Below are 21,468 nucleotides of genomic sequence, written 5' to 3'. Positions count from 1 at the left end.
CCCGGGGCGGCCGCGGTTGGAGGGCCCGGGCGGTGTACGCCGTGGGGGGGGGGCCCCGGGCCTGGCGGGGGGGGGGGGGGGGGGGCCCGCCGGGGCGCCCCCCCCACGACGTACGGCTCAAGCGGCTCCTGCGACAGTGCCTGTCGCTGGCCTCCTAAGGCGCCCTGCGCCCCGGCGCGCCCAGGCCCTCGTGGTCGACGTCACCGGCGCCCCACAGGCCGTGGTCGCGGTCGTCGTCCGGGATGACCATCAGCTCCTGGCGGCGCGGCGCGCGGACCTGCTCCTCGAGACGGCGCAGGTCGGCCGTGCAGCGGGCGACGTCGTCCATCAGGCGCAGGACGTCGAGGTGCGGGCCGAGCCGGCTGCGCAGCCCGGCCACCGCCTGGTCGAGGGCCTGCAACGCCTGCCGGGTCCGGTCGAGTTCGTCGTGAATGCTCATCGCAGCTCCCCTGAATTCGCGGTTGTCACCCCGTGCCTAGTGACAAGAATACGGGATACTGCATACAGTCGTCCCAACAAGTTTCTGCTGGGTGTCGAGGCCTGGACAACGGGTTCGGCGGTGCGATATGACTACGACTACACCATACGGTATGCAATCTACCGAACCATATGAATCCCAGGCAGTGTGGCCCCGTCCCAGCGGGCACAGCCCAGCCGGGCAGAGACCGGACCCTTCCACGAGGAGATGACTGCACAGATGGCCCAAACAGTGTCCGAATCGAACGCGGTCGCGAACCCGACCGACCCGGAGCCGAAGACCGCCACGATCTCGGGCGGGCACCTGGTGGCCAAGGCCCTCAAGGCCGAGGGGATCGACGTGATCTTCACCCTCTGCGGCGGTCACATCATCGACATCTACGACGGCTGCGTGGACGAGGGCATCGCCGTCGTCGACGTCCGGCACGAGCAGGTCGCCGCGCACGCGGCCGACGGCTACGCCCGGATGACCGGCAAGCCCGGCTGCGCCGTGGTCACCGCCGGCCCCGGTACGACGGACGCCGTCACCGGTGTCGCGAACGCGTTCCGCGCGGAGAGCCCGATGCTGCTGATCGGCGGCCAGGGCGCGCTGAACCAGCACAAGATGGGGTCCCTGCAGGACCTGCCGCACGTCGACATGATGACCCCGATCACCAAGTTCGCCGCGACGGTGCCGCACACCGCCCGGGTGGCCGACATGGTGTCGATGGCCTTCCGCGAGTGCTACAACGGCGCCCCCGGCCCGTCGTTCCTGGAGATCCCCCGCGACATCCTGGACAACTCGGTACCGGTGGAGTCGGCGACCGTCCCCGAGGCCGGTCGCTACCGCGGCTCCACGAAGTCCATCGGCGACCCGGCCGCCGTCGAGGCGCTGGCAGACCTGCTGGCCCGGGCCGAGAAGCCGGTCGTGCTGCTCGGTACCCAGGTCTGGACCTCGCGCGGCAGCGACGCGGCGATCGAGTTCGTCCGCAAGAACAACGTGCCGGCCTTCATGAACGGCTCGGCCCGCGGCACCCTGCCCCCGGGCGACCCGCACCACTTCCACCTGTCGCGCCGCTACGGCTTCAACAACGCCGACCTGATCCTGATCGTCGGGACGCCGTTCGACTTCCGGATGGGTTACGGCCGCCGGCTGCCCAAGGGCGCGACCGTGGTCCAGATCGACATGGACTACCGCACCGTCGGCAAGAACCGCGACATCGACCTCGGTCTGGTCGGCGACCCGGGCGCGATCCTGGCCGCCGTCACCCAGGCCGCGTCGGGCCGGGTGCAGAAGGCCGGTGACCGCAAGGCGTGGTTCAGCGAGCTGCGCGCCGAGGAGGACGCGGCGTACCAGAAGCGGCTGCCCAAGCAGCTGTCGGACGCGAACCCGATCCACCCGCTGCGGCTGGCCCACGAGATCAACGAGTTCCTCACCGAGGACTCGATCTACATCGGCGACGGCGGCGACATCGTCACCTTCTCCGGCGGCGTCGTCCAGCCGAAGTCGCCCGGCCACTGGATGGACCCGGGCCCGCTCGGCACCATCGGCGTCGGCATCCCGTTCGTGATGGCCGCGAAGTACGCCCGCCCGGACAAGGAGGTCGTCGCGCTGTTCGGTGACGGTGCCTTCTCGCTGACCGGCTGGGACTTCGAGACGCTGGTCCGGTTCAAGCTCCCGTTCGTCGGGGTGGTCGGCAACAACTCCTCGATGAACCAGATCCGCTACGGCCAGGAGGCCAAGTACGGCCACGACCGCGGCCGGATCGGCAACACCCTCGGCGACGTGAAGTACGACGAGTTCGCCAAGATGCTCGGCGGCTACGGCGAGGAGGTCCGTGACCCCAAGGACATCGGGCCGGCCATGCAGCGGGCCCGCGAGTCGGGGCTGCCGTCGCTGATCAACGTGTGGGTCGACCCGGACGCGTACGCGCCCGGAACCATGAACCAGACCATGTACAAGTAGCGATCCCCGGGCGGCGGTCCGTTCCCTGGCGGACCGCCGCCCCAGTACTGGAGGACCACTATGGGTAAGGCCCTTGAAGGTGTCCGCGTACTCGACATGACCCACGTGCAGTCCGGACCGTCCTGCACACAGCTTCTCGCCTGGCTCGGCGCCGACGTGGTCAAGCTCGAAGCGCCGACCGGTGACATCACCCGCCAGCAGCTGCGCGACCTGCCGGACGTCGACAGCCTCTACTTCACGATGCTGAACTGCAACAAGCGCAGCATCACCCTGAACATGAAGTCCGAGCGGGGCAAGGAGATCTTCACCGACCTGGTGAAGAACTCCGACGTCCTGGTCGAGAACTTCGCCCCCGGCGCGATCGACCGGATGGGTTTCACCTGGGACCGGCTGCAGCTGATCAACCCCGCCCTGGTCTACGCCTCGATCAAGGGCTTCGGCCCCGGCCGCTACGAGGACTTCAAGGCCTACGAGGTGGTCGCCCAGGCGATGGGCGGCGCGATGAGCACGACCGGGTACGAGGACGGCCCGCCGACCGCCACCGGAGCCCAGATCGGTGACTCCGGCACCGGGATCCACCTGGTCGCCGGCATCCTGGCCGCGCTGTACCAGCGCACCAACACCGGCAAGGGCCAGCGGGTCAGCGTGGCGATGCAGGAGGCCGTGCTGAACCTGACCCGGGTGAAGCTGCGCGACCAGCAGCGGCTGGCCCACGGCCCGCTGCGCGAGTACCCGAACGACAACTTCGGCGACGAGGTGCCGCGCTCGGGCAACGCCTCCGGCGGCGGCCAGCCCGGCTGGGCGGTCAAGACCGCGCCCGGCGGCCCGAACGACTACATCTACGTGATCGTCCAGCCGCCCGGCTGGGCCCCGATCGCGAACCTGATCGGCAAGCCGGAACTGGCCGACGACCCGGACTGGGCGACGCCCGCGGCCCGGCTCGACAAGCTCGACAAGATGTTCGCGCTGATCGAGCAGTGGACCGAGCAGCACACCAAGTTCGAGGTGATGGACAAGCTGAACGCGCTGAACGTGCCGTGCGGCCCGATCCTGTCCACCAAGGAGCTGATCGAGGACGAGACGCTGGCCGAGCTCGGCGCCGTCGTCGAGGTCAAGCACCCGACCCGCGGCAGCTTCAAGACCGTCGGCTGCCCGATCAAGCTGTCCGACTCGCCGGTCCAGGTGGAGACCTCACCCGGTCTCGGTGAGCACAACTCCGTGATCTACGGCGGACTCGGCATCGACACCGCCGAGCTGGAAGAGCTCAAGGCCGCCGGCGTCGTCTGAGAGTACGACCCCACCACCCCGCTTCTGAGGAGCTTCAGGCAATGACATATGACAAGGCAGCTGTCCAGTCCATCCTCGACCAGGCTCTGGCGGAAGGCCGCACCTCGCTGAGCGCACCCGAGGCCAAACTGGTCGCGGACGCGTACGGCATCCCGACCCCGGGAGAGGGCCTGGCCACGACTGCCGAGGGGGCCGCGGGTCTCGCGGCCGAGATCGGGTTCCCGGTCGTCCTGAAGATCGTCTCGCCCGACATCCTGCACAAGACCGAGGCGGGCGGCGTGGTGGTCGGCGTCGACAGCGCCGAGGCCGCCAAGGCGGCGTACGACAAGATCGTCGCCAACGCCAAGGCCTACGACGCCAGCGCGTCGATCACCGGTGTGCAGGTGCAGAAGATGCTGGTCACCGGCGGTGACGTGCAGGAGGTCATCGTCGGTGCGGTCACCGACCAGACCTTCGGCAAGATCGTCGCCTTCGGCCTCGGCGGTGTCCTGGTCGAGGTGCTCAAGGACGTCACCTTCCGGCTGGCGCCGACCTCGCCCGACGAGGCCCGCTCGATGATCGAGGGGATCGGCGCGCACGAGATGCTGAACGGCGTCCGCGGCTCCAAGCCGGTGGACAAGGAGGCGATCGCGCAGATCATCACCCGATTGTCCGACCTGGTCGAGGACTTCCCGCAGTTCGCCGAGGTGGACCTGAACCCGGTGCTGGCCGGGCCGGACGGGGCCACCGCGGTGGACTTCCGGATCATCGTCGACGCCGAGGCCGGCAAGCCGGTCGAGCGCTACACCCAGGAACAGATCCAGACCGCGATGACCCGGATCATGAAGCCCCGGGCCGTTGCCGTGATCGGCGCCTCGAACGAGGACGGCAAGATCGGCAACTCGGTGATGAAGAACCTGGTCAACGGTGGCTACCAGGGCGAGATCTACCCGATCAACCCCAAGGGCGGCGAGGTGCTCGGGCTGAAGGCGTTCCCGAGCATCACCGACGTCCCCGGTGACGTCGACGTCGCGGTCTTCGCGGTGCCGGCCAAGTTCGTCGGCGGCGCGCTCGAGCAGTGCGGCCAGAAGGGCGTCGCGGGCGCGATCCTGATCCCGTCCGGGTTCGCCGAGACCGGCGAGCAGGAGCTCCAGGACGAGGTCGTGGCGATCGCCAAGAAGCACAACGTGCGGATCCTCGGGCCGAACATCTACGGCTACTACTACCTGCCGGAGAACCTCTGCGCGACGTTCTGCACGCCGTACGACGTGAAGGGCAGTGTGGCGCTGTCGTCGCAGTCCGGCGGCATCGGGATGGCGATCCTCGGCTTCAGCCGGTCCAGCCGGATGGGTGTCTCGGCGATCGTCGGGGTCGGCAACAAGGCCGACATCGACGAGGACGACCTGCTCACCTTCTTCGAGTCCGACGACAACACCAACCTGATCGCCATGCACCTGGAGGACCTCAAGGACGGTCGGGCCTTCGCCGAGACCGCCGCCCGGGTCTCCAAGAAGAAGCCGGTGGTAGTGCTCAAGGCCGGCCGCACCGACATGGGCGCCCGGGCCGCGAGCTCGCACACCGGCGCGCTGGCCGGTAACGACAAGGTGTACGACGACATCCTGCGGCAGAGCGGTGTGGTCCGCGCGCCGGGCCTGAACGAGATGCTCCAGTACGCCCGGGGCATCCCGCTGCTGCCGACGCCGAAGGGCGAGAACGTCGTCATCATCACCGGGGCCGGCGGCTCGGGTGTGCTGCTGTCCGACGCCTGCGTCGACAACGGGCTGCAGCTGATGACGATGCCCGAGGACCTGGACGCGGCGTTCAAGAAGTTCATCCCGCCGTTCGGGGCCTCCGGCAACCCGGTGGACATCACCGGTGGCGAGCCGCCGTCGACGTACCGCAACACGGTCGCGCTGGGGCTCCAGGACGAGCGGATCCACGCCCTGATCCTGGGCTACTGGCACACCATCGTCACCCCGCCGATGGTCTTCGCCAAGCTGGTCGCCGAGGTCGTCGAGGAGTACCGGGCCAAGGGCATCGACAAGCCGGTCGTCGCCTCGCTGTCCGGTGACGTCGAGGTCGAGGAAGCCAGCCAGTACCTGTTCGAGCACGGTGTGGTCGCCTACCCCTACACCACCGAGACGCCGGTCCAGGTGCTCGGTGCCAAGTACCGGTGGGCCCGGAACGCGGGTCCGCTGGGTTCCTGAGGAGTCAAGTTCACACGGAGTAGAAAGCCGGTGATGCGTCTGGGCCGGGGGGCAGTGCACGGGGGAGCGTAAAGTCTCGTCAAGCTGGCGTCGATATAAGGAGTCCGCCTTGGACGTCACAAGCAAGACCTCAGAAGTACCCGAAGAGCCGGCCGCGTCATCGGCCACCGAGCGGGTCTGGCGCGCGGGCAGGCTCGAACCGATGCCGATCCGGCCGTTGCCGGAGGCACCGCCTTCCCTGCACATCCTCGGTCCGACCGTCTTCCTGGTCGCGCTGGGCGTCGGCATGGGTGAGTCCTACATGTGGCCCCGGCTCGTCCTGGTGTTCGGTCCGGACATCCGGTGGCTGTTCCTGGTGGGTGTCACCCTGCAGGCGTTCGTGCTGCTGGAGATGGCCCGGTACGCGATGGCGACCGGTGAGTCGATCTTCTTCGGCGCGGCCCGGATCTTCAAACCGATGATGTGGTTCTTCTACGTCGCGGCGATCCTGATCTACATGTGGCCCGGCCACCTGTCGGCCGGAGCGTCGGCGTTCGAGGAAGTGAGCGGCGTACCCTGGCAAGTGACAGCGTGTATAGCGCTGGTCTTCGTGGGTGTGCTGTTCAGCCTGCTGTCGGTGATCTACAACTTCCTGGAGAAGCTGCTCGGCTTCCTGATCGGCCTGCTGGTGGTCGGGACGTCGGTGATCGCGGCGATCGTCGGCCAGTGGAGCGATCTGGCCAACACCATCCAGGGCATGTTCGCCTTCGGCTACTTCCCCGACAAGGCCCTCTCGGCGGCCTGGTTCCCGATCGTGGTCGGCTCGATCGCCTTCGCCGGGCCGTCCGGTATGCAGCAGATGTGGTACACGCTGCAGCTGCGCGACTCCGGTGCCGCGATGGGGTCGCACATCCCGAAGATCCGTGGTCTGCGCGCCTCCGGTGAGGCCGAGGCGATGCCGTCGCGGGGCTTCATGTTCGACACCGAGGACCCCGAGGAGATGAAGAAGTGGAAGGGGTGGCGCAAGTGGGTCACCTTCGACGCTCTGCTGCTCTTCTGGGGCATCACGATGCTGGTCACGATCTCGTTCACCGTGCTCGCGCTGTCGGCGGCCCGGGAGAACCCGAACGTGGCGAGCCTGATCGAGGGCGGCGACCGGGAGGCCGCGCTGAAGGCGATGTCGGACGCGTTCGCGTCGGCCGGCAGCCCGTTCCTGGGCTCGCTGTTCTTCGGCTTCATCGCGCTGATCGGCCTGAACGCGACCCTGGGTCTGTTCGACTCGTTCAGCCGCGGTCAGGCGGACATGACGTACTACTTCATCCCCGGTGCCAAGCGGTTCTCGATGTCGAGGATCTACTTCGGGTTCCTGTGGGGCGTCATCGTCTTCGGCATCCTGATCCTGCTCTTCGGGCCGGCCGACGGACCCGCCGGGATCCTCGACGTGCTGGCGTTCCTGTCCACCTTCGCGATGGGTGCCTACTGCATCGTGTTGCTCCTGGTGAACAACAAGTTGCTGCCCAAACCGATCCGGCCCGGGCCGCTGCGCAACGCCATCATCGGGTTCGGTGCGGTCTTCTACCTCGGCATGCTGTTCTACAGCCTGATCCGCTTCGGCGTGGTGCTGGACTGACATGAACACCGAGACGAAGGTCCATCAACTCGTGGAGTTCACGTTCCCGGCCTCCGTGGTCGGGATCGCGGCCGGCCTGATCGCTGCGCTGCTCGGCGGCTTCGCCGGTCAGCCGTTCGGATGGGCCGTCGTCACCGGTCTCGGCCTGGGGATCCCGCTCGTCGTTCTCGGCATCGGGTACTCCGCACTGGTCGCGCTCGGCAAGGCGCCGGCCGGGGTGTTCGCCCCGGCCGCCGCCTACTGGGCGATCGGGTTCCCGCTGGCGCTGATGGCGCACGCCATCACGACCGAGTGGGTGGTCACCGGTGCGCCGGGGCTGCCCGACCAGCCGCTGCAGTTCCTGGCCTTCCGGGCACTGCTCAGCATGGGGTTCGCGATCGGTTTCCTCTGGATGCACGAACAGGTCGGCCGGCACTGGTGGCCGCGGATCATGGAGCACAACGTGTACGCCCAGCGGACGGTGGAGCAGTACGTCCACCTGGCCGAGTCCATGGAGGCCCGCAAGCAGGCCGCGGCCCGGAACCGCAAGAAGAGAAAGGCCCGTACCGCCTAGCACCACCGTCCCACCCTGTTCCCGCATCACAACGCCGCCCGCGACTGCCCTGCCAGCCGCGGGCGGCGGCGTACCCGGCCCTGCCCGCCGGGTGTGCTCGAGCACCGTGGAGGAGTGTTTGTCATGAACGTTTCGCTGTCGGCGTGGATCATCACGATCGCCGCCCTGCTGGCCCTGCTGGTGCTGGACTTCCTGATCGTGGCCAGGAAGCCGCACGAACCGTCCCTGCGCGAGGCGACCCTGTGGGTGTCCTTCTACGTCGGCATCGCGCTGCTGTTCGGTGTCGGCCTGACGATCGCCGCCGGCGGTGAGTCCGGTGGGGAGTTCTTCGCCGGGTGGCTCACCGAGTACTCGCTGTCGGTCGACAACCTGTTCGTCTTCATCATCATCATGGGCAAGTTCGCGGTGCCCCGGCAGTACCAGCAGAAGGTGCTGCTGGTCGGGGTCGCGCTGGCGCTGGTGATGCGCGGCATCTTCATCGCCGTCGGCGCGGAGGCGATCTCGCACTTCAACTGGGTCTTCTACATCTTCGGCGCGTTCCTGCTCTACACCGCGTGGAAGCTGGCGACGTCGCACGACGACGAGGACGAGTTCAAGGAGAACGTCGTCCTGACCAAGGTCCGCAAGGTGATGCCGACCACCGAGGAGTACCACCAGGCGAAGCTGACCACCCGGATCGACGGGAAGCGGTTCGCGACGCCGATGCTGATCGTGATGATCGCGATCGGGACCACCGACCTGCTGTTCGCGCTGGACTCGATCCCGGCGATCTTCGGGCTGACGCAGGAGCCGTACCTGGTCTTCACCGCCAACGCGTTCGCGTTGATGGGGCTGCGGCAGCTGTTCTTCCTGATCGGCGGGCTGCTCGACCGGCTGGTCTACCTGTCGTACGGGTTGTCGGTGGTGCTCGGGTTCATCGGCGTGAAGCTGATTCTCGAGGCGCTGCACCACAGTGGGGTGCACTGGGCGCCGGAGATCCCGATCGTGGTGTCGCTGTCGATCATCCTCGGCACGCTGGTGGTGACGGCGGTGCTGTCGCTGGTCAAGTCGTCGCGGGACGAGAAGGCGAAGGCGGCGGAGGAGAAGACAGAGGAAGAAGTTGCTGCGGTCGACTGACAGCAAGAACCCCGGTGGAGCGTTGCTCCACCGGGGTTCTGGTGTTCCTTCAGTCCGTCGTACGGCGTCTGCGGGTGGCCGGCTTCTTCTCCGGGGCGGGCTGGATCGGGGCGCCGCCGCCGGACTGGAGCTCGTGGTACGCCGTCCGGGTGTGCTCGGTGTGCTCACGCATGATCTGGGCGGCCTTGTCCTCGTCGGCCTCGCTGATCGCCTTGACCAGGCGGGCGTGCTCGCGCCAGGAGGCGGCGCCACGGACCGGGGCGACCGGCGTGTAGTACCAGCGGACCCGGCGGTCGACCTGGCCGGCGAAGTCGACCAGGAAGCGGTTGCCGGACATCTCGGTGATCATCGAGTGCAGCTCGCCGTTGGTGCGGACCGCGCCGTCGATGTCACCGGACTCCTGGAACGCCGTACCGACCTTGCAGAGCTCCTTGAGCTGCGCGACGGCCTCCTTGGTGGCGTGCCGGGCCGCGAGCCGCGCGGACTCCGACTCCAGCGCCGCGCGGGCGGCCAGCAGCTGGTCGACCTCGTCCTCGGCGGGGACGTGCACCATCGCGCCGAACCCGGGCCGCAGGTCCACCCAGCCCTCGTTGTTCAGCCGCTGCAGGGCCTCCCGGACCGGCTGGCGGGACACGCCGAGCATGCCGGCCAGCTCGACCTCGACGAGGTGCCGGCCGCGCTCCAGGGTGCCGTCGATGATCATCTCGGTGAGGGCCTCGTAGACCGACTCGCGCAGCGGGGTCGGCCGCTTCACGTGCCGTACGCCGGGGGAGTCGGCCGAGGAGTCCGGGCCCGCGCTGATTGTGGTCATGAGGTCCTTCCCGAAAAACGTAATGGCACTTGGTAGACAGTCTACCAAGTGCCAGGTCTGTTGCCGATGCTCTTCGTTGAGCAATCAGTCTTTTCTCTTCTCGGGCCGGACCTTCGTCCTGCTCCCGGTGCTCCGGATCCATGGATCGCGTCCCGCGGGGAGTCCGCCGCCGCGGTCGGTGTCCAGGTGCCGGCCAGTGCCGGTCATCCGTGTCCGGAGCACCGTGTCGGGTGTTGGTTCAGGCCGCGGTGGTCTCGCGCACAGGCTGCTTGCGCTCGTCGTCGCGCCGGGTCTCGCCGGCCCGGTGAAGCTCGACGTCGAGGTTCAGTTCCTGCTGCAGCTCCGGGGAGTCCGGAAACTGCCGGCGGGCCGCCAGAGCGCCGAACCTACGGGTGAAGATCATTTCTTCCTCTCCAGTCGTTGTGCTTAATACTGCCTACTGCATACATTCAACCAGGCGTACCAGGCGGTTATGCCCACGTCTCACGTGATCCCGGTAACAGGTCCGGTACCCACGCGGGAACCAGAGCTGTCACGGGGCGTGACGTCGGTCACGACTGGCTGGAAACGCTTCCGTTCCGTAGCGTCACGACTTCGCGGAGTAGGAGTGCGCGCCCGTTCCGGCCAGCCGGCCGCCGTCGACGATCAGGTACTCGTCGCGGATCGGCGTCTGCGCGAACCACGACTCGAGGATCTCGCGGGTGCCGGCGGCGTACCGGGTCTGCGCCGACAGCGACGAGCCGGAGATGTGCGGCGTCATCCCGTGGTGCGGCATCGTCCGCCACGGGTGGTCGGCCGGCGCCGGCTGCGGGTACCAGACGTCACCGGCGTACCCGGCGAGCTGTCCGCTCTCCAGGGCTCGCACGATCGCGTCCGGGTCGGTGATCCGGGCGCGGGCGGTGTTCACCAGGTACGCGCCGCGCTTCATGGTGGCCAGCAGCTTGTCGTCGAACAGGCCCTCGGTCTCCGGGTGCAGCGGTGCGTTGATGGTGACCACGTCGCAGTGCGGGACCATGCTCTGCGTGTCGGGGTGGAAGGTCAGGTTCAGCTCGCGCTCGACCGACTCCGGCAGGCGGTGCCGGTCGGTGTAGTGCAACTTCATGTCGAACGGCGCGAGCCGGCGCAGTACGGCCAGCCCGATCCGGCCGGCGGCGACGGTGCCGACGTGCATGCCCTCGACGTCGTACGAGCGGGAGACGCAGTCGGCGATGTTCCAGCCGCCGTCCACGACCACCTGGTACGACGGGATGTAGTTGCGGACCAGGCCCAGGATCATCATCACCACGTGCTCGGCGACGCTGATGCTGTTGGAGTAGGTGACCTCGGCAACGGTGACGCCGTGCTCGATGGCCGCGTCCAGGTCGACGTGGTCGGAACCGATGCCGGCGGTGATCGCCAGCTTCAGCTTCGGCGCCTTCGCGATCCGCTCCGCGGTCAGGTACGCAGGCCAGAACGGCTGCGAGATGACGATGTCGGTGTCCGGCAGCTCCCGGTCCAGGACCGAGTCGTCGCCCTCCTTGGAGGAGGTGACGACGAGCGTGTGGCCCTGGCTCTCCAGGAAGTGCCGCAGCCCGAGCTCCCCGGACACGCTGCCGAGCAGCGCGCCGGGCTGGAAGTCGATCGCCTTCGGGTTCGGCGCGGTCTGACCGCCGGGGTAGGACGCGATGACCGGTACGTCGTCGCGCGCGTACGCCGTCGGGTAGCCGCCGGTCGGGTCGTCGTACAGCACGCAGAGGACCTTCGCCATGGTGAGCAACTCCTTGTTCTGAAGGGGTTTTCGTCCCCTTCAGCCTGGTGGCCGGAGTGCCGCCAGGTCCAAGACTTGCTCGCTATCGGTGGATAGCGGGCGGCTATCCGGCCAGCTCCGGCGAATAGCCGGAACCCATCAGGTGAACGTCCAGCAGCTCGTCCAGGGCGGTGTGTACGCCGGCCTGCCGCGCGACGTCGAGCAGGGCCCGGGCGAGCACCGGCTCGGGGCTGCGGGCGGCGATCACCAGGCCGACGCGCGGCCCGTGCGCGGGGCTCTTCAGCGGCACCACGCGCATCCCGTCCGGTACGCCGAACATGTGCAGCCAGGCGTGCGAGATGACCGTCGACCAGTGGTTGCCGTGCAGGTGGCTGTACAGGCCCGACACGGTGTCGCTCTCGATCGCCGGCTCGGCGCTGACGCCGTCGTCGGTGAAGTAGCCGTTCATGATCCGGCGGTTGCGCATCTGCGGCGACAGCAGGCACAGCGGCTGCTCGGCGACCTGCGCCCAGGTGGCCACCGGAAGGTTGGCCAGGTCGCTGTCCTGCGGCGTGAGCAGCAGGTAGCGCTCCTCGTACAGGGGTGTCTTGCGGACGCTGCCGAGGGTGTCGTCGTCGAGGTAGGTCATCGCGACGTCGAGCTCGAAACCGGCCAGCTTCTGGGTGATGTCGCGCGACGACAGCGACTCCAGCGTCACCCGGGCCTGGTCGTGACGTTCGCAGAACGGCGTGGTCAGCAGCGACACGACCGGCATCGCGGTCGGGATCGCGCCGAGCCGCAGCGTGCCGGTCAGGCCGCCGCGCATCACCGACAGCTCGTGGCGCAGGGCGTCGCGCTCGGCGAGGATGCGCTGGGCCCAGAGCAGCACCCGTTCGCCTTCGGGGGTGAGGCCCTCGAAGCGCCGGCCGCGGCGCACGATCGGGACGTCGAGCTCCTGCTCGAGCTTGCGGATCGCGGCCGACAGCGACGGCTGGGAGACGTAGCAGGCGTCGGCGGCGCGGGCGAAGTGCCGTTCCCGGGCGAGGGCGACGAGGTACTCGAGCTGGCGGAGCAACATGGGATCAGCCTCGTTCCGGCCGGACTGAATACCGATTGCTTGTATACATAATCCAGTATTACACGCCGCGCTCTTCGGCTGGAAGGGTTCGTCACCCCAGGTCGGCGGCGTCGCATCTGTTGTGATCTGGATCACGTTTTCGGGTGTCTGTGAAGCCGTCGGTCGTTCGACGCAGAGGTAGTCGAACGAAAGGCAGGCTCATGGACAAGGTCATCTCCGCCGACGGCACCGAGATCGCGTACGACGCGGTCGGCTCGGGCCCGGGGCTCGTGCTGGTCGCCGGTGCGCTCACCGCGCGCTCGTACTACGGGCCGCGGGCCGAGGCCCTCGCTGAGTGGTTCACGGTGATCAGCTACGACCGGCGCGGCCGCGGGGACTCCGACGACCAGGCGGCGTACGCCGTGGAGCGGGAGGTTGAGGATCTGGAGGCGGTCCGGGCTGCCACGCGGGCGTCGTACGGGTACGCGGACTCGTCAGGGGTGATGGTGCTGCTGCGGGCGGCTGCTGCTGGGTCGGCGTTCGACAAGCTGGCGATCATGGAGCCGCCGTTCCGGGTGGAGGGTGCGCCGGCGCCGCCGGAGCGGTACCTGGAACGGCTGCAGGAGTACGTCGCGGCCGGTGACCCGGGTGGTGCGCTGGAGCTGTTCATGGTGGAGGCGGTCGGGCAGCCGAAGGACCAGGTCGACGGGATGAAGGCGTCGCCGTACTGGCCGGCGCTGGAAGCAATCGCGCCGACGCTGGTGTACGACGGGCTGCAGCTGGGGGACAGCACGGTGCCGGTCGAGCTGCTGGGTGTTGTGGAGCAGCCGACGCTGGCGCTGCACAGTACGGCGAGCCCGGAGTGGCTGCAGCGGGCGGTGGGCGTTGCTGCGGCTGCTATGCCGGACAGCCGGGTGGAGGCGCTGGAGGGCAGCTTCCACGAGGTGCCGCCGCAGGTGCTCGCTCCGGCGCTCGTGAAGCACTTCCTGGGCTAGCTAGCGGTCGTCGTACGCGTCGCGGGCTGCCAGGACCTCGGGGATGTGCTGCTCGGCCCAGCGGACCAGGACGCTGACCGGCTCGATCAGCGTGCGGCCGAGCGGGGTCAGCTCGTACTCGACCCGCGGCGGGATCTCGGCGTACGCCGTACGGGTGAGCATGCCGTCGCGCTCGAGGTCGCGCAGCGTCTCGGTCAGGACCTTGCCGCTGATCCCCTCGAGCACGGTGCGCAGGTCGCCGAAGCGCTGCGGGCCGTCGGCGAGCACGGTCACGACCATCGCGGTCCACTTGTTGGCGATCCGGGCCAGCGAGCTGCGGGAGGGGCAGGTTTTCGACAGCACGCTCCAGTCGCGACCGGGCGGCGGTTCGTACTTCGTGGTCATGATCCCCATTGGTTACGTTGAGGTTATTGGTCACTAATCGTAAGTATTGGAGGCGACCGCAGCAACCCAGCAGAAGGAGAGCACGATGAGCGACGCCGTGAAGGTCGTCCAGGAGTACTTCGACGCACTGGCCGCCAAGGACTTCGCGAAGGTCGGCGGCTACCTGGCCGACGGGATCGTCTGGCACCAGCCGGGCGCCAACCAGCTGTCCGGCGACAAGCGCGGCGCCGACGCGGTGAACGCGATGATCGGCGCGATGATGGAGATCAGCCAGGGCAGCTTCGAGCTGGCCCTGACCGCGCCGCCGATGGGCAACGGCGACCTGGTGGCGGCGAAGATCCACTTCAGCGCGCAGCGCAAGGGCGCCGTACTCGACCAGGACGGCGTCGACCTGCTGAAGGTCGCGGACGGACAGATCGTCGAGGCGTGGCTGTTCTCCGCGGACCAACCGGCCGAGGACACCTTCTGGGGCTGACCACCCCTCGAGCACCACTGCAAATACCAGCGCGAGCCAAGGCTCCCGTCCCCTCCTCCGATCCGGGCAGCCAAGGCTCGCGCCCCGCACCACGCCGCGCGAGTCACCCGTCTGCGAAAATCGTCCGAACTTTCCCCCGACGCAGCGCGTCCAACGGCCACCGACCCGTTCGCGCCCACCAGGGAGGTCCCCGGATGCGACCCGAGCGCTTCCGTGCTGTCGGATCGCCACCGGACCCGGGCCAGGCCGGCACCCTCGCGGAGCTGGTCGAGGCGTTGCGGGCGCTCAAGGTGTGGGCCGGCGACCCGTCGTACGAGGTGATCACGACGCGGATCAACGCGGCCTGGCAGGCCGCGGGGAAGCCGGCCGGGGAGCTGGCCCGGCGGACGACGGTCGCCGACTGCTTCCGTGAGGGACGCCGCCGGGTGAACACCGAGCTGGTCGCCGCGATCGTCCGCGCGCTGCACCCGGATCCCGGTGCGATGGCGCACTGGCGGCAGGCGCTGCGGGTGATCAGTGGTGAGGTGGAGGCCGCGGCGCAGGTCCGGGTGCAGGACGAGCTGCCGGGGCAGCTGGTCGAGTTCACCGGCCGTACGGCGGAGCTGGAGCAGCTGGCGAAGCTGCTGACCAGTCCAGGGCCGGTGGCGATCGTTGGGATGGCCGGCGTCGGCAAGAGCCAGCTGGCGACGCAGGCCGGGCACCTGCTGCGCGGGACGGTCGAGCGGGTGCTGTTCGTGAACCTGCGCGGTTTCCACGAGGGGCAACCGCCTGCTGAGCCGGGCGCTGTGCTCGACGGCTTTCTGCGGCTGCTCGGCGTACCGGGTCATAAGGTGCCGCACGGGCTCGCTGACCGAGCCGCGCTCTACCGGGAGCGGCTGCAGGACCGCAGCACACTGGTGATCCTCGACAACGCGGCTGACCCGCTGCAGGTCGAGGACCTGCTCTCCAGCAGCCCGACGCTGGTGACCAGCAGGCTCGACCTGGACTTCGAGCGGACGCTGAGAGTCGACAGCTTCAGCACGGCGGAAGCAGCGGAGTACCTGGCGGTGGCTGTGCCCGGTGTCGAGGTGGGGTCGGCAGCGGACGCAGCTGAGCGGATCGCTCGTCGCTGCGGGCACCTGCCGCTGGCGCTCGGACTGGTCGCTGGACACATGCGGACGATGACCGGCTGGACGCTGACTGATCACGCGGACCGGCTGGACGAGCGGCACGGCGAGCGGCGGCTCGACCCAGAGGTGGTGCTTGCGATCGACCTGTCGTACCAGCGGCTGCCGGAGGCGCTGCAGCGATTGCTGCGGTTGCTGGCGCTGCACCCGGGGGCGTCGTTCGACGTGAACGAGGCTGCGGCGCTGGGGGATTTGGACGCGGCTTCAGCGCAGGTAGCGCTGGGGGAGTTGCGGCGACATCACCTGGTCGAGGGGCGGTATCGCCTGCACAGCCTGGTGCTGGCGTACGCGCAGCTCCGAGCCGATGACCTGGACCCGCCGCGGCTGCGGAGGGCGGCGCTGGACCGGCTCTCGGCCGCCCTACAGGGTCTGTAGATCAGCCCTGGCCCGTACGGCGGGAGCGAACGGACTCCACAGGAACCAGGTCGGCAGAGCGCGCAGGAGCCGAGGCGGCCCGGTCAGGACGACGCTGCCCTCGGCGGTCGCCTGCGCCAGCGTGACGATGCCGGAGAAGACGCGCATCAGGGCCACCGGCTCGGTGGTGACGACGACATCGGAGCTGAAGCCGGGGTGCTCGGTGCAGACCGACGCCTCGCGCTGGTCGAGGACCAGCCAGATCCGGGTCGGGTCGTCGCCGCGGTAGTCGAACTCGATGTTCACCCGCTGACCCGGCAGCTCGTGCTCGTCGATCCGGCGCGACATCCACCAGGTCAGCGTGACCGGATCGACCTCGCGCGGCTCCGGCTCGGTGAACATCCAGCGCACGGCCCACTCGCCGATCGCCATGATCACCGTCTCCAGGTCGCGGCCGGCCGGCGTGAGCTGGTACTCGTGACCACGGGCGACCGGGACGCGGTCGAGCACGCCCTTGCGTTCCAGATGTTCGAGGCGCTGCTTGAGCAACGTCCGGGAGATCCCGGGCAGGCCGCGGTCGATGTCGTTGAACCGGCGGCTGCCGAGGACGAGCTCGCGCACGATCAGTGGCATCCACCGGTCGGCGAGCACAGCGCTGGCCAGTGCCACCGGGCAGTACTGGGCGTACTCGCGCATGCCTCATTGTGCTCTCGGTCCAGCCTTTGTACCACCGAGGTCCAGAACCTGTACTAGGAGCGGCGGACCGTTGCTGATGGGCTGGAAGCCTCATCCAGCAAGGGGGACATCATGACCGTCGCATTCGACCCGGACGTGTTCAAGCGGACCACGCGGGCCCAGTGGGAGGACGCCGCCGAGGCGTGGCACCGGTGGGGGCCGGCCATCGAGGACTGGCTCGGCGCGGCCACCACGACCATGCTGCAGGCGGCCGGCATCGGCGAGGGGGACCAGGTGCTCGACGTCGCGGCCGGCGCGGGCGGGCAGACCCTGGCCGCGGCGCGGCTCATCGGCGCTGATGGCCGAGTCCTGGCGACCGACATCTCGCCGGCGATTCTCTCGTACGCCGCTGTGGTGGCGGCCGAGGCCGGCGTACGGGTGGAGACGCTCGAGGCGGACGGCGAGGACCTGTCGGCGCTCGCTGAAGGCAGTTTCGACGCGGCGATCTCGCGGGTCGGGCTGATCTACTTCCCGGACCAGCAGGCGGCGCTGCGCGGCATCCACCGGGCGCTGCGCCCCGGCGGGCGGCTGTCCGCGATCGTCTACTCCACGCCGGACCACAACGGCTTCTTCTCGATCCCGGTCGGCATCATCCGCCGCCGGGCCGAACTCCCGTCGCCGTTGCCCGGGCAGCCCGGACCGTTCAGCCTCGGCGGGCCAGGTGCCGCCGAGCAGGCGTTCACCCAGGCAGGATTCCGCGACGTCACGGTCGCGACGGTCGACTCCCCGGTCCGGATGGCCACGGCCGCGGACTGCGTGCGCTTCGAGCGCGAGTCGTTCGGGGCGCTGCACCAGATGCTGTCCCGGCTCGACGAGACCGGACGGGACGCCGCGTGGCAGGAGATCACCGAGCAGCTCGCGCAGTTCGAGACCGCGGGTGGGTTCGTCGGCCCGTGCGAGATGCTCGTGGTCACCGGGACCCGCTGACGCCGGCCTTCGCGCGAAGGCCGGCGAGCAGGTTCAGAGTGTGTGCAGCTTGTCGAACGGGGCCATCACCCGCATGAGCTTGCCGCCACCGAGGTCGACGATCACCGCGTGGGTGCCCTCGACCGCACTGATGCGGCCCAGCCCTTCCTTGTCGTGGGACACCCGATCGCCTTCCTCGAAGGTCTTGATCGGCTTCGGTTCCCGGGGCTTGAACGGACTCGTGGGCAGGTGACGACGCGTCGTCGCGCGAGAAGGCTCCATCAGACCTTCAGTATGCGCCCAATCCCCGGCCCGCGTCTCGGGCGGGCGTGGGAACGCTGTGGTCGCGGACGGAGCCCGGCGGGGGAACGGCCGGTGCGCCCGGGTTGTCAAGGTTTTCAGCGTTGTGCGAATCGTCGGAGAACGACTCTCCCCGCTGCCTACAGTCTCCCGACCCAGACCCGAACCCGTGGGAGCAAGAGATGCGAAAACTCAGACCGGCGATCGCACTGCTGGCCGTTCTCGGTGCGTCGTTGATCGCGTTGCCGGGCAGCGTGCTGCCCGCCGGCGCGGACCGCGATCACCTCAGGTGCGGCAACCTGCTGCCGCCCACGTCCGTCGAGACCAGCTACCGCTTCAGCATTACCGAAGGCGGCAACAACCCACCGAAGTACCTCGGCGGCGTCGCGCCGGTCACCGAGCTCGTCACCCAGACCCAGACCTTCACCGAAACGACCCAGGTCACCGTCGACGGCGGGCTCTCGGCGGCGAAGTTCGTCGAGGTGTCGGGGAGCTTCAACAAGAACGTGTCGATGTCCGAGACGCGCACGTTCTCCGACACCGTCACCTCGCCGGCCAACGGCCATGTTTTCGTCGGCGGCGTGGTGGTCTGGCGGCACGCCACGATCAAGACGGTCTGGTACGGCGTACAGCCCGACCAGAGCCTCGAGCGGTGCATCGAGCAGGACACGCAGGGCATGCAGCCGTGGGCGTCGGGGATCTGCACCTACACGAACTCGGTCCGGGAGTGCCCGATCGGCAAGGGATCCGGCGGAGCTTCGGGTCCGCCCGGCGGGGGTGTGAGTCCACCGACCGGGCCGCAGCCGGTGACCTCGGTGCACGGTCTGGCCGACGGCACCGTGCTGTCGACGACCGACACCAAGCGGATCTACAAGATGGTCGGCGGCGCGCCGATCTGGCAGTCCACCTGTGACGGCGGGATCTGCCAGCCGCAACCGCGCCCGACCACCCAGGCGGTCATCAACGCCGGCCCGGCCACCCCACGCAACGCTTCCACCGCGGTGGACCAGGTCGGGTCGAAGTACATCTTCGTCGGCGGAGCCCCGATCAAGCAGGACTCCTGCGCCGCGCCGGTGAACTGCGGCAACCCGGTGAAGATCTCGACCTGGTCGATCGAGGCCCGGGACCACATGAATCGCAAACCGGCCGACATGAACCTCGTGCAGGCCCGGTCCAACGGCACCGACCTGCCGGTCTCGATGACGGTCGGCGGCGCGCTGATCCCGTTGTCGAGTCCGCAGGAGGCGATCGACGCAGGTTTCGGCACCGACTGGGCGAGCAAGGTCGTGATCATCAGCGGCCTCAGTTACCACCTGATCGGCTTCGAGCCGCGGGACGGAACGCTCGTCCAGGGCAGCAACGGCAGTACGCCGGTCGCCGCGCTGGCTGGTAACGCGGTGATTCCGTTCGCGAACCCGCAGGAGGTCGTCGACGCCGGACACGGCACCGACTGGCCGGGCAAGGTCCGCTCGATCCCGGCGCGCGCGTTCAACCTGTTCCCGAAGACCCCGGTCAGCAGCACGCTGATCCAGGGCTCCAACGGCAGCACTCCGGTCGCCACCATGGTCGGTGACGCGCGGATCAACTTCGCGAACCCGCAGGAGCTGATCGACGCCGGGTACGGCACCGACTGGGCGAGCAAGGTCAACAGCATCCCGGCCCGGGCCTTCAACGCCATCACCGCCGACGTACCGGCTGACGGGACCCTGATCCAGGGCACCAACGGCAGCAGCCCGGTCGCCGTCATGGTCGGCGGCGCGCGGGTCCCGTTCGCGAACCCGCAGGAGCTGATCGACAGCGGGTACGGCGCCAAGTGGTCCGAGCACGTCCGCGCGATCCCCGGACGTGCCTTCAACCTGATCCCGACCGTGCCGGCCGACGGTACCCTCGTCGTCGGCCGCAGTGGCGGCCAGGCGACACCGGTCTCGCAGATGGTCGGCGGCGCCCCGGTCCCGTTCTGGAGCCCGCAGGCGGTCGTCGACTCCGGGTTCGGCGCCGACTGGGACCGGCAGGTCAGGTCCATGCCGACGCGGGAGTACAACCTGCTGCCAAAGGTTCCCCGGGACGGCACGGTCGTGCTCAGTGACAACGGCATCGCCTACAAGGTCGTCGGCGGTGGCGTCGAGGTCCTGGCCGGCTGTCCCGAGTGGACCGGCTGCGCATCGGGCACGCTCGCCCGGGTACCGCAGAGCTCCATGGCCGACCTGATGGAGTACAAGCCGACGGGCCTGGCCTGGACTGATTTCACCGGCGACGGCAAGGCCGACTACTGCCGCCGCGTCGGTGAGGTCAACCAGCAGAGCAGCCGGTTGTCCTGTACGCCGTCCACCGGCACGGGGTACGGCACCAGCGTGGTGTCGAACGTCGTCGACTGGGGGTACCCCACCGGGCGCCAGTGGGTCGACTTCAACGGGGACAAGAAGGCCGACTACTGCCGGATCGGTGGCACCGACAACCGGAAGAACGCCCGCGCCTTCTGCACCCTGTCCACCGGAGACGGGTTCAGCGGACAACCTATGTCGGGGGTCATCGACGCCGGCGAGCCGGTCGGCCGGACCTGGGTCGACGTCACCGGCGACGGCAAGGCCGACTACTGCCGGGTCCGCGGCGACACCAACCACACGAACGCGTTCGTCTCCTGCGCACCCTCGACCGGGGCCGGCTTCGGCGCCGACGTCAATTCGGGCAACCTCGACTGGGGATTCCACGCCGGACGGGCGTTCACCGACTTCGACGGCGACGGCAAGGCCGACTACTGCCGGATCGTCGGGACGGCGAACCACACGGCGGCGTACGCGTCCTGCACGGTCTCGACCGGCACCGGCTTCGGTACGACGTACCGCTCCGCCCCGCTGGACTGGGGCTTCGGCGCCGATCGGGTGTGGGCCGACGTGAACGGCGACCAGAAGTCCGACTTCTGCCGCCGGGTCGGCTCGCCCACCAACAGCCACGTCTCGTGCACGTTGTCCACCGGCACCGGCTTCGGCGCGACCATCTCGGCACCGGTCGACTGGGGCAAGACCGGCACCCGCGCCTGGGTCGACGCCACCGGCGACGGCAAGGCGGACTTCTGCCGGATCGTCGGCACCGCGAACCACACCGACGCCCGGATCACCTGCACCCCGTCCACCGGCACCGGCTTCGGTGCCGCCATCAGCTCCGGCAACACCGACTGGGGCACCCCCTCCGGACGCGCCTGGGCCGACTTCAACGCCGACGGAAAGGCGGACTTCTGCCGCCGCGTCGGCTCCGACAAGCTCTACTGCACCACCTCGACCGGCCAGTCCTTCACCGGTAACCACCTGTCGGCGGCCGTCGACTGGGGGCACCTGAACTAGCCCTCCGGGCGCGCCGCTGGTCACCGGCATCGGTGGCGCGCCCGGCAG

Annotated in this window: 19 protein-coding genes; 11 read left to right on the top strand and 8 right to left on the bottom strand. The window is 69.0% G+C overall.

From position 1 onward, the window contains the following. Positions 1-154: 154 nt before the first annotated feature. Positions 155-439 carry a hypothetical protein gene (locus AB0M01_RS32585; protein WP_363676317.1) on the bottom strand — a complete coding sequence of 95 codons (285 nt, stop codon included), beginning with the start codon at positions 437-439 and terminating at the stop codon, positions 155-157. Between the two features lie 258 nt (positions 440-697). Here AB0M01_RS32585 and AB0M01_RS32580 point away from each other — a divergent pair, with 258 nt between their 5' ends. The 6 genes from AB0M01_RS32580 to AB0M01_RS32555 all read left to right on the top strand — a co-directional run bounded on the left by AB0M01_RS32580 (position 698) and on the right by AB0M01_RS32555 (position 9,173). After that, positions 698-2,422, top strand: coding sequence for a thiamine pyrophosphate-binding protein (locus AB0M01_RS32580; RefSeq protein WP_363676316.1), 1,725 nt, complete (start codon positions 698-700; stop codon positions 2,420-2,422). Between the two features lie 60 nt (positions 2,423-2,482). Continuing rightward, the gene (gene frc, locus AB0M01_RS32575) at positions 2,483-3,709 is read left to right on the top strand and encodes a formyl-CoA transferase (RefSeq protein WP_363676315.1); all 1,227 of its coding nucleotides are present in this window, start codon (positions 2,483-2,485) and stop codon (positions 3,707-3,709) included. Between the two features lie 41 nt (positions 3,710-3,750). Further along, entirely contained in the window at positions 3,751-5,895 is a 2,145-nt protein-coding gene (locus AB0M01_RS32570; RefSeq protein WP_363676314.1) for an acetate--CoA ligase family protein, read from the top strand. Positions 5,896-6,004: 109 nt separating this feature from the next. Continuing rightward, a complete protein-coding gene (locus AB0M01_RS32565) occupies positions 6,005-7,504 on the top strand; it encodes an Nramp family divalent metal transporter (RefSeq protein WP_363676313.1) in 1,500 nt (499 codons plus the stop codon). 1 nt (position 7,505) lies between these two features. Beyond that, entirely contained in the window at positions 7,506-8,057 is a 552-nt protein-coding gene (locus tag AB0M01_RS32560) for a hypothetical protein (RefSeq protein WP_363676312.1), read from the top strand. Between the two features lie 123 nt (positions 8,058-8,180). Further along, positions 8,181-9,173, top strand: coding sequence for a TerC family protein (locus AB0M01_RS32555; protein ID WP_363676311.1), 993 nt, complete (start codon positions 8,181-8,183; stop codon positions 9,171-9,173). Positions 9,174-9,222: 49 nt separating this feature from the next. Here AB0M01_RS32555 and AB0M01_RS32550 read toward each other — a convergent pair whose 3' ends face one another. From AB0M01_RS32550 to AB0M01_RS32535, 4 genes are all read right to left on the bottom strand, one after another. After that, positions 9,223-9,984 carry a GntR family transcriptional regulator gene (locus tag AB0M01_RS32550; protein ID WP_363676310.1) on the bottom strand — a complete coding sequence of 254 codons (762 nt, stop codon included), beginning with the start codon at positions 9,982-9,984 and terminating at the stop codon, positions 9,223-9,225. Positions 9,985-10,222: 238 nt separating this feature from the next. Further along, positions 10,223-10,387, bottom strand: coding sequence for a hypothetical protein (locus AB0M01_RS32545; protein ID WP_363676309.1), 165 nt, complete (start codon positions 10,385-10,387; stop codon positions 10,223-10,225). A 183-nt stretch (positions 10,388-10,570) separates the two neighbouring features. Continuing rightward, a complete protein-coding gene (locus AB0M01_RS32540; protein ID WP_363676308.1) occupies positions 10,571-11,731 on the bottom strand; it encodes an NAD-dependent formate dehydrogenase in 1,161 nt (386 codons plus the stop codon). 103 nt (positions 11,732-11,834) lie between these two features. Next, positions 11,835-12,923: a LysR family transcriptional regulator gene (locus tag AB0M01_RS32535; RefSeq protein ID WP_363676307.1), complete on the bottom strand. Its 1,089-nt coding sequence runs from the start codon at positions 12,921-12,923 to the stop codon at positions 11,835-11,837. Between the two features lie 65 nt (positions 12,924-12,988). Between AB0M01_RS32535 and AB0M01_RS32530 the strand changes: the two genes are divergently transcribed. Beyond that, positions 12,989-13,762, top strand: a complete 774-nt coding sequence (locus tag AB0M01_RS32530; protein ID WP_363676306.1) for an alpha/beta hydrolase — start codon at positions 12,989-12,991, stop codon at positions 13,760-13,762. On the opposite strand, the gene AB0M01_RS32525 is transcribed toward AB0M01_RS32530, so the two are convergent. Further along, positions 13,763-14,146 carry a helix-turn-helix domain-containing protein gene (locus AB0M01_RS32525; protein ID WP_363676305.1) on the bottom strand — a complete coding sequence of 128 codons (384 nt, stop codon included), beginning with the start codon at positions 14,144-14,146 and terminating at the stop codon, positions 13,763-13,765. A gap of 85 nt (positions 14,147-14,231) precedes the next feature. Between AB0M01_RS32525 and AB0M01_RS32520 the strand changes: the two genes are divergently transcribed. Together AB0M01_RS32520 and AB0M01_RS32515 are read left to right on the top strand one after the other, a co-directional pair. Further along, positions 14,232-14,621, top strand: coding sequence for a nuclear transport factor 2 family protein (locus AB0M01_RS32520; protein WP_363676304.1), 390 nt, complete (start codon positions 14,232-14,234; stop codon positions 14,619-14,621). Between the two features lie 194 nt (positions 14,622-14,815). After that, entirely contained in the window at positions 14,816-16,162 is a 1,347-nt protein-coding gene (locus AB0M01_RS32515; protein WP_363676303.1) for a hypothetical protein, read from the top strand. Here the strand turns inward: AB0M01_RS32515 and AB0M01_RS32510 are convergent. Further along, positions 16,148-16,837, bottom strand: a complete 690-nt coding sequence (locus AB0M01_RS32510) for a helix-turn-helix domain-containing protein (protein WP_363676302.1) — start codon at positions 16,835-16,837, stop codon at positions 16,148-16,150. The genes AB0M01_RS32515 and AB0M01_RS32510 overlap by 15 nt on opposite strands. Positions 16,838-16,948: 111 nt before the next feature. Here AB0M01_RS32510 and AB0M01_RS32505 point away from each other — a divergent pair, with 111 nt between their 5' ends. Continuing rightward, on the top strand, positions 16,949-17,803 hold the full coding sequence (locus tag AB0M01_RS32505; RefSeq protein ID WP_363676301.1) for a class I SAM-dependent methyltransferase: 855 nt from the start codon (positions 16,949-16,951) through the stop codon (positions 17,801-17,803). 33 nt (positions 17,804-17,836) lie between these two features. Here the strand turns inward: AB0M01_RS32505 and AB0M01_RS32500 are convergent, their stop codons facing one another. Beyond that, positions 17,837-18,064 carry a hypothetical protein gene (locus tag AB0M01_RS32500; protein ID WP_363676300.1) on the bottom strand — a complete coding sequence of 76 codons (228 nt, stop codon included), beginning with the start codon at positions 18,062-18,064 and terminating at the stop codon, positions 17,837-17,839. 200 nt (positions 18,065-18,264) lie between these two features. Between AB0M01_RS32500 and AB0M01_RS32495 the strand changes: the two genes are divergently transcribed. Beyond that, on the top strand, positions 18,265-21,420 hold the full coding sequence (locus AB0M01_RS32495) for a hypothetical protein (protein WP_363676299.1): 3,156 nt from the start codon (positions 18,265-18,267) through the stop codon (positions 21,418-21,420). Positions 21,421-21,468: the final 48 nt, after the last annotated feature.

This window comes from Kribbella sp. NPDC051770, assembly GCF_040681455.1.
GTDB lineage: Bacteria > Actinomycetota > Actinomycetes > Propionibacteriales > Kribbellaceae > Kribbella.
This window is presented reverse-complemented; position numbering and strand designations above follow the sequence as displayed.